Below are 13,265 nucleotides of genomic sequence, written 5' to 3' on the forward strand. Positions count from 1 at the left end.
GTCACGTCAGCGGCCGAGACGACCACCAACTGTGCGGAAGGCGACAGCCATGACGAAGGCATTGAGGTACACCCCGAGCGAGTCCGCTTCGTCGGAAAAGACCACTCCCGGGTTCGATCGTGCCGAATACGAGGTGGTCCTCGACGACCTCTCGTCGGCGTCGGTGCACCGCAACTTCGACCCCTACCTCGACATCGACTGGGACGCCCCCGAGATGGCCGTCGTCCCCGACGATCCGCGCTGGGTGCTCAACTACGAGGTCGATCCGATCGGACGTCATCCCTGGTACCAGCAGCAGCCTCTGGAGAAGCAGATCCGCATCGGGATGTGGCGGCAGGCGAACGTCGCCAAGGTCGGGCTGCAGTTCGAGTCCATCCTGATCCGCGGACTGATGCAGTACAGCTTCAAACTCCCCAACGGCGCCAAGGAGTTTCGCTACACCACGCACGAATCGAAAGAGGAGTGCAATCACACGCTGATGTTCCAGGAACTGGTCAATCGGATCGGCATGGACGTACCGGGGGCCAAGCTCGGCTACCGGCTGATCTCCCCGCTGGTACCGCTCGTCTCGACGACGTTCCCCACTGTCTTCTTCTTCGGCATTCTCGGCGGCGAGGAGCCGATCGACCACCTGCAGAAAGACTTCCTGCGCATGCGGTCCGACCTGCACCCCGCCATGGCCGCCGTCATGCAGCTACACGTCGCCGAAGAGGCCCGGCACATCTCCTTCGCACATCACCATCTCCGCGAGAACGTCGCCCGCAAGGGGCGGTTCCAGCGCTTCGTGCTCTCACTCGTGTTCCCGCTGGCGATGCGCATCCTGCTGGGCGCGATCATGGTCCCGCCTCGCAGTTTCATGCATGAGTTCGACGTCCCGCGCGAGGTCATGCGCGACATCTTCTGGCGCGCGGAGTCGTCGAAGCGTGTGCGTCGCAACGTCTTCGGCGATGTTCGCATGCTCGCGCAGCAGTGCGGCCTGATGAATCCGGTCTCACGCGTGGCGTGGCGGATGCTGGGCATCTCGGGCCGGTCGTCGCGGTTCCGCAGCGAGCCGACCTACACCGCGGCCTGACGCGCCACCACCTCGACACCACAGCCGACCACCTCGACGCCCCAGACACCGAGAGCACCAGCCACCCATGCCCCACGTCGTGACCCAGTCGTGCTGCGGCGACGCCTCGTGCGTCTACGCATGCCCGGTCAACTGCATCCACCCGACCCCAGACGAACCCGACTTCGGCACCTCGGAGATGCTCTATATCGACCCGGCGACCTGCGTCGACTGCGGCGCATGTGTCAGCGCGTGCCCCGTCGGGGCGATCGTGCCCTCGCACCGCATCCCCGCAGGCCAGGAGCGTTTCGCGGAGATCAATGCCCTCGCGTACGCGGCAGACGGAGAATTCGGCCTCACCGATGCACGATTCCCCGTGAACCCGGTTCGGCGACTCCCGCTCGCACCGATCGACCATCCCCGGGCGCTCGGTGTCAGCGAACAGGTGTCAGTGGGCATCGTCGGATCGGGTCCGTCGGCCATGTACGCCGCCGACGATCTGCTCCGACACAGCGCGGTATCGGTGACGATGTACGAGCGACTCCGCGAGCCATTCGGTCTCGCACGGTATGGCGTCGCACCCGACCACACGCGTACCCGACGTGTCATGGATCTCTTCGACGACATCGCGCGCCATCCGCGCGTCGAGATCCTGCTCGGCACCGAGATCGGCCGCGACCTGACACTCGACGACCTGCAGGCCCGGCATCATGCGGTGATCTGGGCAGGCGGCGCGCCGACGGATCGTCGACTCGACATAGACAACGTCGACGCTCCGGGCGTCGGCTCGGCCACGTCGTTCGTCGGCTGGTACAACGGGCACCCCGATTTCGCATCGCTGCGACCCGATCTCTCGCACCGCGCGGCGGTCGTCGTCGGCAACGGCAATGTCGCCCTCGACGTCGCCCGCATCCTGGCCAAGGACCCGGCCGATCTGGTCGGCACGTCCATCACGCCGCGCGCACTCGAAGCGCTGCGCTCGTCGTCCATCGAGCAGATCACCGTCCTCGGACGCCGCGGACCCGCACATGCGGCCTTCACATTGCCCGAACTCGTCGGACTCGTCGACAACGGCGTGCGGGTGGTCACCGATCCCGACGACCTCGCTGGCACTCGCGACCTCGACCTCGATCCCGTCACACGCACCAAGATCGAGCTTCTCGCCGAGCTCGCCACCACCGAGCCGGTATCGGGTCGGCACATCCGACTCGCGTTCCACCGGACACCGCAGGCCGTATCGGTCGACAACTCCGGCGCCGCACACGGACTGGTCGTCACACGCCCTGACGGTGGCGTCGCCACTCTGCCCGCTGGCCTGATCCTCACCTCGGTCGGCTACCGCGGCCGGCCCGTCGATGGCCTTCCGTTCGACACCGCGCGCGGGGTCATCCCGCACGTCGCCGGACGCGTCGTCGACGCCGACCGTCCCGTTGCCGGCATGTACGTGACCGGGTGGATCAAGCGCGGACCGTCGGGCTTCATCGGCACCAACAAGACCGATTCCGGTGAGACGGTGGCGTCGTTGCTGGCAGATCTCGAGGCGGGCCTACTGTCGCGGCCGACGCGCAAGCCCCGCGCAACGCTGCTCCGGGCCGGTCGCTGACCGGTAGATTCGCGGTATGACCCCCGCGAAACCCACTCAGCAGGCCGAGTACAACCGCACGACCACCGAAGCCAACCTGCCGCTGCTCGCGACGGAGATGCGTTTGGGACTCCGTGAGTACGTCAAGGACGCGGGACTCGAACTCGACGACCAGTCCCCCGCGTGGGTCACCCGCAGTTCGCAGTCGGCGACGCCGGGACCACTGGCGCCCCCGAGCTCAGAACCCGACACCGACGACACCGATTTCGGGACGCTCGTCGTGCTGACCCCACGCCATCTGATCGTCGAAGTGGTGGGGTCGAGCAAAGGGGTCGTCGTGAGCTCTGTGCCGCTGGCACAGGCCACGCTGACGCCGACGGACACCCTTTCGGCCGATCCCGCCGAGCGCGGGTTCACGGTGTCGGGCTTTCCTGAGGACGGTCCATTGGGCACTGCCTGCCGTGTCGGACTCGGACCAGAGCCCGAAGCCGATGACTGCTTCGCTGCGGTGCGCACCGCAGTCCTCGGTGCTGCTTAGTCATTCGACGCAAGCCGCGCCGACGCGGCGAGTCAGCTGCAAAATTGCGGTGACCTGCACTATCGCTGGTCGCGCATCGAAACCGTCGGTATCTGAATCGACGCAATGTCACAATTCGGTTTCCACCGTTTGAATGACCCCGCTTGGACGTCGCATAGTCATACGCCCGCGAGTATCGTCATCCCGCGATGGGGGTGGCTTCAGGGATGAACAACACGCTTTCACGCTTTGCCTATATCGACGCCGCACGCGCGACAGCCCAGAGCTTCGTCGACCTCGTGCGCGGCATCGACAACCCCGATGTGTCGCTCAGCAGACGCTCGACGTGGACCGTCGCCGATTGTGTCGGGCACGTGGCCAGCGAGCCCGCCCGGTACCTCGACCTCGTCCGCGGCGCCACGGCCTGGCCGAACCAGGCGTGCGACCTCAAGGACATCTACGCCAAGCAGATCGCGAATCTACCCACCCGCGACGTTCACAAACTCGCGGAGAAACTCGCCGACGATCTCGACGAGCTATTGAATCTGGTCTGCCATTTCGGTGCACGCGTACCGGTCATGGCTGTCGAGGGTGATGGTCGGGGCGTCCGCGCCGACTCCGCACTGGGCATTCTGATCGGCAAGATGACCGTGCACGGCCACGACATCGCGCGGGCCATCGGCGCTCGCTGGGAGCTCGATCCCGAGGTCGCGCCACTGGTCGCCCGGGGCAGACATCAACTGCTCCCCTGCTGGAACGACAACCTCACCGGGTCGTCGCCCGACGCCACGGTCGAGATCCGGTTCCGCGGAACCGACGAGCGCTTCGTCTATCAGTTCACCGACGGACACCTCGAGATCAATCCCGGCGAGCACGCCGACCCCGATCTCTATGTGAGCGTCAAGCCCGCCGCGGGGGTATTGATCGGCTATGGCCGGATGTCGCCCGTCCGCGCGTTACTGACGGGACGAGCCATGGCCTGGGGTACCAGTCCATGGCTCGCTACCCATCTCGTCAAGCGGTTCGCGCCGCTTGATGCCTAACACGACCGCCACGCTGCTGTCCGCGCCCCTGCGCGTTGGCGCCCTGCTGGCCGCGCGACTGACCGCCGCGTGCCTGGCCTGAACCGCGCTGACCCGAACCGCGTGTACTCGACGCTCCGCGACCCGAACCCTCGTGTCCCGAACCGCGCTGGCCCGAGCCACGTGAACTCTGCTGGCCGCGTGCGTCGCGCGACGCGCCACCACGGCGTCGTGAACCGTTGGAGCCACCACGACCGCGTCCACCGGCAGCGCCCTGTCGGGACTGTCCGGCCGGACGAGCGGGTTCCGGTGTCGGCTCGATGCGCTCGGCCCGCGCGCCGACGAGGTCGTCGACCTCGGTCGAACTCGGGCGCACGCGAACGGGCTTGACCTTGATGGCCGCCTTGCCGAGCAGGCCCGCGACATCGCGGCGCTGATCGGGCAGACACAGCGTGACGACGTCGCCTGCGTTGCCCGCACGTGCCGTACGGCCCGAACGGTGCAGGTACGCCTTGTGCTCGGCAGGCGGGTCGACGTGGACGACGAGCTCGATGCCGTCGACGTGCACACCGCGCGCAGCCACGTCGGTGGCAACGAGCACTCGCACGCCGCCTTCACCGAACGCCTTCAGATTGCGATCACGTTGCGGCTGAGACAGATTGCCATGCAGGTCGACAGCGGGGATGCCGTCGGAGGTGAGCTTCTTGGCGAGCTTGCGCGCCTGGTGCTTGGTGCGCGTGAACAGGATTCGACGACCCGCGCCCGATGCGAGCTCGGCGATCATCGCGTTCTTGTCGGCGTGCTCGATCTCGAAGACGTGGTGCGTCATGGCCTCGACGGGCGAGGTGGCCTCGTCGACCGAGTGCATCGTCGGATTGTCGAGGAAGCGCTTGGCCAGCTTGTCGACGCCGCGATCCAGGGTGGCCGAGAACAGCATGCGCTGACCGTCGGCCGGCGTTGCGGCGAGGATGCGGGTGACGCCGGGGAGGAAGCCGAGATCTGCCATGTGGTCAGCCTCGTCGATAACGGTGATCTCGACGTTGTCCAAGCGGACGATGCGCTGCTGCATCAGGTCCTCGAGCCGTCCGGGGCATGCGACGACGATGTCGACGCCGCGCCCGAGCGCCCGCTCCTGGCGGGCCTGCTTGACCCCGCCGAAGATCGTCGTCACGGTCAGGCCGACGGCCTTCGCGAGCGGCGCGACCGCGGTGGCGATCTGTGTGGCCAGCTCGCGAGTCGGAGCGAGGATGAGGCCGGTCGGTGCGCCAGGAACGCGGTCGACGTCGAGCTCGGCGAGCCCGGCCACGAGCGGGATCGAAAACGCAAGTGTCTTACCGGAACCCGTGCGACCACGACCGAGGACGTCACCGCCGTCGAGCGTCACCGGCAGAGTATCGGTCTGGATGGGGAATGCCTCGGTTTTTCCGTCCGCGGCAAGCACTTTCACGATCTCGGCGGGTACACCGAGTTCGGCAAATGTAGTCATGTGAAAAGTTCTCTCTACGTGCTCATCAGCACTGAAGGCTCGTCGGCCTGTGCTGTGGTGGCGAAATCGCGGGTGCGCGAAGTCGTTTCGCCGTATGAAGTCAAAGAGCGGAGGTCGACCCCTGAACTGTATCGGGGGACCCGCCGCGAGAATTGCGATCTACGACGCTTTGGCAATGCCTGGGCACGCCAATAGGTACACCGTACGCGACCGTCGACAATGCGGTCGAATCAAGGTGAGCACGGTCACGTCGTCGCGGCGGACGAGATCGCTGGGACCTCGCTCAGAAAGCCTCGCTGACCAGCACTGCAAACGTCCCCGACTCGAGTGCGTCGAAGACGTGGTCGGCGTCGCCGGGATACGAGATGTAGTCGCCGGGCGCGAGTTCAACGGGCGCATCGAGCGGACCGACCAGCGCCCGACCCGCAGCCAGAACCACATGTTCGACGACGCCGCGCGCGTGCGGCCGCGACACCTTCGGCTCCCCCGGCTCGGCACGGAGCAAGAAGATGTCTCGCCGCGCCGACGGCGAGGCCGCCGACAGCAGCGTCGAAATGTATTCGGCCGTTGCGGAGGGAATGCCCGGTCCGTCCCCGTATCTGACCACCTCCACGCGACGTGGCGGGGTGTCGACCAGGTCGGAGAAGGTGAGGCCGAGCGCCTCGCTCAATGCCCACACCGTCTCGATGCTCGGATTGCCCAGACCCTGCTCGAGCTGCGACAACGTTGACTTTCCGATCCCTGCACGGCGCGCGAGCTCGCCGATCGAGAGACCGACACGCGCACGCTCCCGCTTGAGCGCGGCCGCGATGATCGCGGTGGGACCCGACGACGTCCCGTCGGCACCTTGAGCCTCCACCGACCGGCCTAGATGATCGGCAGTATCGCCGTTCGGCATATCGTCCGGGTGTTCATCTTGACGAACAGTAGCCATATGTTCATCATAGTGGTCATGCGTTCGTCACGGGAAACACTTGGCTACGACACGCTACGCAGCGTGGCAGTGATGGCGCTCTCTGTGTTCGTCATCGGATGCTCCTACGGTGTCGCCGGGCACAGCGCCGGGCTTAGTTGGTGGCAGATCGTCACCATCGCGTGCGTGGTGATGGCCGGTTCGAGCGAGTTCGTGTTCGTCGGCATCCTCGCCACCGGAGGCCTGCCCATCGTCGGGGCACTCGCCGGGTTGCTCGTGAACACCCGCAACCTCGGGTACGGACTGTCCGTCGGCCCCTACCTCGGCTCCGGTGTGCGTCGCCTCATCGGTGCGCACATGGTGAACGACGAGACCGCAGCGCTGACCGCGGGTGCCTCCGACGCCGAGCGTGCACGCGCAGCGTTCCTCTGGTGCGGCATCGGGGTACTTGTCTCTTGGCCGGCAGGTGCAGCCCTGGGTTCTGCTGCGGGACAGGTCATCTCGAGCCCTGAAACACTGGGACTCGACGCCGCGTTCCCCGCACTGCTTGGCGCGCTGGCGATCTCGGCACTGCGCGGGCAGCGGTCGGAGCGCGGTCGACTCGGCGCCTCACTGGTCGTCGGCGCCGTGATCGCCGTCGCCGTAACGCCGTACGTTCCCGCCGGGGTTCCGGTGCTGCTGGCGCTCGTAGGTCTCGGCGCCGGGCTGCTCGTCCCGCGCCGCGGCACCGACGACAGTGCGCACGCAACCGTCGACAGTGCGCTTGCAGCTGTCAGTAGTGCACCGTCAACCGTCGGCAGTGCACCGTCAACCGTCGACAGTGCGGTGCCACGCGTGGGGCGTACGTCATGACGCACGGAACTCAACTCTTCATCGCCGTCGCGGTGTTGGCTGCGGGCACCTATGCACTCCGTTTGGCCGGCCCCCTGCTGCGTTCGCGGGTCACCGTCTCCGACCGCGTGCGCGGTGTGATCGACCGCGCCGCACTGGTCCTGCTGGTCGCCGTCGCGGCCACCGGCGCGCTTTACGCCGGTCAGGACCTCGCCGGGTGGGCCAGACCAGCGGGCGTGGCAGCGGGCGTACTGGCCGCGGCCCTGCGCGCTCCGCTGATCGTCGTCATCCTGCTGGCCGCAGGAGTGGCAGCCGGGCTGCGGGCCGCCGGTATCTCCTGAGCGTTACCGTCGCTCACCCCAACATCACCGGCAATCGCCACAGCGGCGCATGCGGTTCCAGTTGCCATTGCCGCACCGCGTTGAGGCGGATGATGCGTGTTGTGCCGAGGATCAACAGTGCCGCGAGCGGGAGTTCGGCCAGAAATGCGGTGAGCAGTGAGACCCACCGGTCGTCGGACGCGGCGGTCATGATGTCGAACCAGGCGTCGCAGATGAGCAGCACCCCCGTGGTGAAACCCGCGAGCACCAACAATTGTCTGCGCATGATGCCCAGGACCGCGGTGGCCGCCATCATCGCGACCAGCAGAACGTCGAAGCCGATCCACGTGACCGACCAGTTATGCGCCACGTAATCGACGGGCAGCGTGAACCCCAGGAACACGATCCACGGGATCAGTGCGATCGCACCGCCCGCCATCAGCCCGATACGCACCGCACGCAGACGATTACGCACGATCGGGCTCGGCGCGATGCCGTCGAGCGGGCGCGACAGTCGAGCGATCAACTCTCGACGTTCGTCGACGGTGAGTTCCGCAATCTCGTCGTCGGACAACACACTCTGTGTCATGGCGATCGTCTCCCTCCGTGCACGATCCAGTCTTACCCTTCCGCAGGCTTCTCTCCCTCCACTCTGTAAGTGAGGACGGCGGTGGCGGCTGCAATTCGAGGTGTTCCGCATGAGCGTTGGGAAGGATTCCTCCAGGTGACCGGGCGGCCGAGATTCGCCCGATAATGCGAAATCAGAACCCGGCACGGGTTGTGCTTTGTAAAGTCAGCATTGAGTATCGCCGACGGCTTCGATTAAGGGCTCGACTGATGGTGGTGAATATCTGGTATGCGCCGCTCGCGCCGATGATCGGGCGGGATGACGATGTAGCGGTGCTCACCGATTTGCTGAGCGCGCATCGCCTCGTCAGTGTCGTTGGCCCCGGTGGGGTCGGCAAGACTCTGCTGGCGACCGAGACAGTCGCGGCCGTCGCCGACCGTTACGCCGACGGCGTACGCATCGTCGAACTGGCCGCGCTGCGCGATTCTTCGTTGGTGGTGGAGGAGATCTGCTCGGCTGTTGGGCTGCCACGCACCGGCGGCCGAGATCGGTTGGGCGCCTTGACAGATTGGATCGCCGACCATACCGATCTCCTGATCGTGTTGGACAACTGCGAACATGTGCTGTCCCGGGTGGCCGTTCTCGCCCGGGAGCTCTTGCGCTCGGCGCCGGGACTACAGATGCTCACCACCAGTCGTGAACCATTGTCGCTTCCGGGGGAGTCGGTGGTGTGGCTGACGCCCTTGCCGGTACCACCGAAGGATGCTTCGCCTGAAGAGATTCCCGCGTATTCGAGCGTCTCGCTTTTTGTCGACCGCGCACACGCCCGCGACCAGCGATTCGAGGTCGACGGCGAGCGGTGGCTGACGGTGGCCGAGATCTGCCGTCGTCTGGACGGATTGCCGCTGGCACTCGAACTCGCTGCCGGGCGGGTGGCTGCGATCGGACTCGACACGGTGGCCGAACGGTTGGCTCAGGGCCGCCCGCTGTCGGGCCGCATGCGGGGTGTCGACGAGCGGCACACCACGCTGATGTCGGTCTTCGAGTGGAGTGAATCACTACTCGACGAGTCCGAGCGCGTCCTGCTTCGCAGGCTCTCATTGTTCGCTGGTGGCTTCGACATCGACGCTGCGGCGGGTGTGCTGGCCGCGGCCGGATGGCCGGTCGACGACGTCGAGGATGCGCTGGCCAGACTAGTTGAGCGGTCGTTGTTGGTGCATGACGTTGCAGGCGAACGCTTTTCGATGCTTGAGACCATTCGGCAGTTCGCGACAAACAGGCTTGAGGAGGCCGATCGTCTCGCGCAGGCTCATGCACGCTGGTACCTGGCGTTGGCCGTGGAGGCCGGAGCGGGGCTGTCCGCGGGCCCGGAACGGGAGTGGGTGCAGCGGATGACCGCTGCCGAGGACAACATCCGCATCGCCTTGGCCTGGGCGCTGGAGAATGAGCCTCTCAGTGCATTGGCCGCGGCAGCAGTGATGCCGCTGTTCTGGTGGTTGCGCAGTCAGCACCGGGAAGGCATCGGCTGGCTGCGGCAAGGGCTGGAACGCGCCGAGGACGCTCCGCCGGAACTGCGTGCGGCCGCGCTCTTCGGGCTGGGCTTCCTGTGGGCTCACGACACCGACGATTGGGCCGGGTCCACCGAGTATCTCGACCAGGGGATCGCACTGGTCGACGACGATGCGCCACCCCCGATCCTCGGCTACCTGTTGTGTCTGCGTGGCGAGGCTGATTCGGTTGCCGGCCAGTACGAGTCGGCGATCGCTGCGACGCGTCGCGGTCTGGCCATTCTCGACGATCAACCGGATCCGTGGGGACAGGCCTTCGCGGTGTGGAACGTGGGACATGTCCTGCAACTCGCGGGTGATCTGGCTGGTGCGCAGGAGTGCTATGAGCGGATGGTCGCCATCCAGACCGAGCACGGCAGTCGACTCGAACTCATGATCGGGCTCAACAGTCTTGGCGAATTGGCCGAGCATCGCGGCGACTTCGACCGGGCTCTCGAACTGTTCGGGCAGGCGCTGCAGATGCGCCAGGAATTGGGGGCGGTCCGGCTCGGTTACGTGCACGGGTCGCTGGCCAGATCCCTGTTGGCGGTAGCCCGGGTGAGCGTCGCCGCCGGTGATCGCGAGGCAGCCCGGGCAGCGCTCGCCGAGGCCGTCCCGGTGGCCGAGCAGATGCGTGACGCCGAAACGCTGGACGCGTGCCGCACCCTTGCAGATGTGCTCGATGAGACGCCGACGGCGGCACGACTGCGCCGCGACGGCTCGGGCTGGACCGTGGCATTCGGTGATGAACAAGGCCATCTCGCCGATGCCAAAGGCGTGCGGCACCTGCACGCGTTGTTGTCGCGCCCGCATCAACCGGTATCCGCCCTGACCTTGGCCGGGTTGGCCGACGGGCTCCGTCGAGAAGACACGGACGCCGGTCCCATGCTCGACGACGCAGCGTTGCGCGCCTACCGTCGTCGACTGGACGAGCTCGAGGCCGAGTGCGACCTCGCGGACCGGACCGGCGATGCCGACCGCATGCGCGCAGCGGATGACGAGCGGGCCGCACTGATCGCTGAGCTGAGCCGCGCCACCGGGCTCGGTGGACGCACGCGGCGGGCCGGTTCCGAGGTCGAACGAGCGCGGCTGAATGTCACTCGCACTCTCCGTGACGCCATCACACGCATCGAAGCCCAATGTCCTGAACTCACCGCTCACCTGAACGAAGCGGTCATCACCGGCACGCAGTGCGTGTATCAGCCGCAGACACCGGTCGCCTGGCAGTTGTGAACACCAGTGTTCGTTCGCGTCGAACATTTCGGCGCGCCGATCGAACGCCTTCAAGAGTGAAAGCCGACGCACGGTCGGCGTCTCTCGAGAAGGAGCGTGCGAGCAATGAGCCCCATCGACTTGCTGGCCATCGTGGCCCTGATCATCTTCGCCGTCTATCGGCAGTCTCGTCCGCATGAATTGATCGGTTCCGGCAGATTCAAGCTGGCAATCATCTACATCGTCGCAGGTGTGGTGATCGGCGGGCTGCACCCACCGCAGGAATGGCAGGGGTGGGTGTTGCTGGCAAGCAGCATCGCCTTGAGCCTCATCGTCGGCCTCGCCCGCGGACGCTACACGGACATGTGGGCCAGCGACGGCGGCGTCTATGTGAAGGGCAACCGGCTCACCATCGGTCTGTTCGTCGCGATGATCGTGGTCAAGTTCGCGATGGGCTTCGGCGCCTACTTCCTGCACATCACCACCCACGGCGGGTTCGGTGAGGTCGTCGTGATGATTGGCGTGATGGTTGCGGTCCAGGCGCAGTACCTCTGGCGGCGCGCACAGCCTCTGAACCCCCGTCGTACCGCTTCCTCCGGCGGTGAGGGCGTCGCGTCGCCGGCAGTCAAGGCGTAGTCGCGCTGCTGTTCGATCCACCTTTCCTGAAGTTTCAGTCAATACAAGATAATTCGAGGAGAAAGACAATGCGTGCTACAACGATCGGTTCCACCATCGCGGCCGTCCTGGCGGCCCTTATGATCTCCGTCGGGGCGGGTGTCGCCGCGGCACCGGCGCACGCGCATCCAGCGCCGCCGCCGCCGGACTCGATGGTGACTATGACCATCGTCAACAAGACCGGCTGAGACCTGACTCTGAGCGGCTGGCCGTCGACCGACAGGTGGGGCGGTAGTTCATCGCCAACGCGCTGGATCGATCCGCCGGCGCGTGTGGTGCCGCGCGGTGGTATCGAGGTCGTTCGTGCCTGGTCGGCGAATCCGGGACTCATGTCGGCGTCGGTCACCTACACCTGGAACTACCGGTTGGCGCACCATCGCTACCAGTCCGAGTTGGTGTGGGCTCTGGGTTTCACCACCCTTGGCCAGACCCACGCCTCCAAGGACTCGTACAACATCGCTCGAATCACCCGATTCGGCCCCAACTCACAAGCCACCTACACCCTGCGGTGACCCGTCCGCCGACGGTCAATCATGAAGGAGCACAACGACCATGAGTGATATTCGATCAGTCATCGACATCCATGTCGCCGCGTTCAACACCCGCATGCCCGACGACGAGCCGTGGTCTGAGGACGCGGAACTCATCTCACCTGGTGGCACGTTCATCGGCCGGGACGAAGTATTGGGATTCTTGTCGGTGTTCCAGCAGGCCTTCCCCGACGGCAAGCTCATCGTAGCGTCGTGCGTGCTCGATGACGACACTGGACGGGGATCGGTTGAAGGATTCTTCGACGGCGTGCACGACGGTCCGCTGCACAGTCCGGCGGGGATCGTCGATCCTTCTGGAAAGACTGTGTCGTTCCGGTGGAGTGCCACCTACCAGGTAAATGATGGACAGCTGATGTCCGAGCACCTGTATTTCGATCAGCTCGACTTCCTCGGCCAACTCGGTCTCACGTGAGCGCTGCGTGACGCACCTGAGTTGTCGGCGAACAGAGTATCGGCCCGTGGACTGCTGCACGAATGGGTGACATCTGAGCTGGCTCGCCTGGGAGGGTGGGCCTGGAAGGATGGCTATCGTGCCGAAGTTCTGCAAGGTCATCTCATAGATTCCGAAGTTCTTCGCGATCTGCCCGAGCGTTACCCCCGGCTCACGGGCCACCCGAACCACATCGTCGTGACACTCCCGCGGATATGGTTGCACCGCGCCGATACCGACGAGGGCAACAAGCCGGGGATGACGCCGGGCAGTTCGCGAAGCTGCGGGAAGCGAACAAGCGAATTCGGCTGTTGGAGCAGGCCAAAGCGACACTGACGAAGCTACCGACGTAACCAACCTGTTCAGGCGCCACCGCGAGGTCGAGGTAGTCTTCGATACTCTGAACGAGGCCGATGGTCGAGGTTTTTGATGACTTTGATGATCGACGACCGTACTGACAATCCTGGCCACTACGAAAAAGACGTGATTGCGCCGAATATCGCTCAGACGAATGGATTTGGAAGAACCGTGGCACCATCGCCACAACGTCAACAGGGCTC

14 protein-coding genes are annotated in these 13,265 nt (G+C 65.7%); 11 read left to right on the forward strand and 3 right to left on the reverse strand.

All coding sequences use genetic code 11. The features are described from left to right. Positions 1-49: 49 nt before the first annotated feature. The 4 genes from GOACH_RS21210 to GOACH_RS21225 all read left to right on the forward strand — a co-directional run bounded on the left by GOACH_RS21210 (position 50) and on the right by GOACH_RS21225 (position 4,193). A complete protein-coding gene (locus GOACH_RS21210) occupies positions 50-1,072 on the forward strand; it encodes an AurF N-oxygenase family protein (protein ID WP_005179668.1) in 1,023 nt (340 codons plus the stop codon). A 67-nt stretch (positions 1,073-1,139) separates the two neighbouring features. Next, complete coding sequence (locus tag GOACH_RS21215) at positions 1,140-2,654, forward strand: 4Fe-4S binding protein (protein ID WP_005179670.1); 1,515 nt, start codon at positions 1,140-1,142, stop codon at positions 2,652-2,654. Positions 2,655-2,670: 16 nt separating this feature from the next. Beyond that, positions 2,671-3,171 carry a hypothetical protein gene (locus GOACH_RS21220; RefSeq protein ID WP_005179673.1) on the forward strand — a complete coding sequence of 167 codons (501 nt, stop codon included), beginning with the start codon at positions 2,671-2,673 and terminating at the stop codon, positions 3,169-3,171. 206 nt (positions 3,172-3,377) lie between these two features. Beyond that, complete coding sequence (locus tag GOACH_RS21225; RefSeq protein ID WP_005179675.1) at positions 3,378-4,193, forward strand: maleylpyruvate isomerase N-terminal domain-containing protein; 816 nt, start codon at positions 3,378-3,380, stop codon at positions 4,191-4,193. Here GOACH_RS21225 and GOACH_RS21230 read toward each other — a convergent pair. Both GOACH_RS21230 and GOACH_RS21235 read right to left on the reverse strand, forming a co-directional pair. After that, complete coding sequence (locus GOACH_RS21230; RefSeq protein WP_005179679.1) at positions 4,165-5,658, reverse strand: DEAD/DEAH box helicase; 1,494 nt, start codon at positions 5,656-5,658, stop codon at positions 4,165-4,167. The genes GOACH_RS21225 and GOACH_RS21230 overlap by 29 nt on opposite strands. Before the next feature lie 283 nt (positions 5,659-5,941). Then, positions 5,942-6,592: a helix-turn-helix domain-containing protein gene (locus GOACH_RS21235; protein WP_245551986.1), complete on the reverse strand. Its 651-nt coding sequence runs from the start codon at positions 6,590-6,592 to the stop codon at positions 5,942-5,944. An 18-nt stretch (positions 6,593-6,610) separates the two neighbouring features. Between GOACH_RS21235 and GOACH_RS21240 the strand changes: the two genes are divergently transcribed. Both GOACH_RS21240 and GOACH_RS21245 read left to right on the forward strand, forming a co-directional pair. After that, on the forward strand, positions 6,611-7,423 hold the full coding sequence (locus GOACH_RS21240) for an AzlC family ABC transporter permease (protein ID WP_157227908.1): 813 nt from the start codon (positions 6,611-6,613) through the stop codon (positions 7,421-7,423). Further along, entirely contained in the window at positions 7,420-7,743 is a 324-nt protein-coding gene (locus tag GOACH_RS21245) for an AzlD domain-containing protein (RefSeq protein ID WP_005179689.1), read from the forward strand. The genes GOACH_RS21240 and GOACH_RS21245 overlap by 4 nt, the downstream gene beginning before the upstream one ends. A gap of 13 nt (positions 7,744-7,756) precedes the next feature. Here GOACH_RS21245 and GOACH_RS21250 read toward each other — a convergent pair whose 3' ends face one another. Then, complete coding sequence (locus tag GOACH_RS21250) at positions 7,757-8,311, reverse strand: hypothetical protein (protein WP_005179691.1); 555 nt, start codon at positions 8,309-8,311, stop codon at positions 7,757-7,759. Between the two features lie 254 nt (positions 8,312-8,565). Here GOACH_RS21250 and GOACH_RS23175 point away from each other — a divergent pair, with 254 nt between their 5' ends. The 5 genes from GOACH_RS23175 to GOACH_RS21270 all read left to right on the forward strand — a co-directional run bounded on the left by GOACH_RS23175 (position 8,566) and on the right by GOACH_RS21270 (position 12,687). Further along, on the forward strand, positions 8,566-11,070 hold the full coding sequence (locus tag GOACH_RS23175) for an ATP-binding protein (protein ID WP_169330885.1): 2,505 nt from the start codon (positions 8,566-8,568) through the stop codon (positions 11,068-11,070). A gap of 105 nt (positions 11,071-11,175) precedes the next feature. After that, positions 11,176-11,685, forward strand: a complete 510-nt coding sequence (locus GOACH_RS21260) for a DUF1453 family protein (RefSeq protein ID WP_005179697.1) — start codon at positions 11,176-11,178, stop codon at positions 11,683-11,685. A 68-nt stretch (positions 11,686-11,753) separates the two neighbouring features. Further along, complete coding sequence (locus GOACH_RS23880; RefSeq protein ID WP_005179700.1) at positions 11,754-11,912, forward strand: hypothetical protein; 159 nt, start codon at positions 11,754-11,756, stop codon at positions 11,910-11,912. Positions 11,913-11,999: 87 nt separating this feature from the next. Then, positions 12,000-12,236, forward strand: coding sequence for a hypothetical protein (locus GOACH_RS21265; RefSeq protein WP_245551987.1), 237 nt, complete (start codon positions 12,000-12,002; stop codon positions 12,234-12,236). 40 nt (positions 12,237-12,276) lie between these two features. Next, complete coding sequence (locus GOACH_RS21270) at positions 12,277-12,687, forward strand: ester cyclase (RefSeq protein WP_005179704.1); 411 nt, start codon at positions 12,277-12,279, stop codon at positions 12,685-12,687. Positions 12,688-13,265: the final 578 nt, after the last annotated feature.

The sequence above is a fragment of the Gordonia aichiensis NBRC 108223 genome (assembly GCF_000332975.1).
GTDB classification, from domain to species: Bacteria; Actinomycetota; Actinomycetes; order Mycobacteriales; family Mycobacteriaceae; genus Gordonia; species Gordonia aichiensis.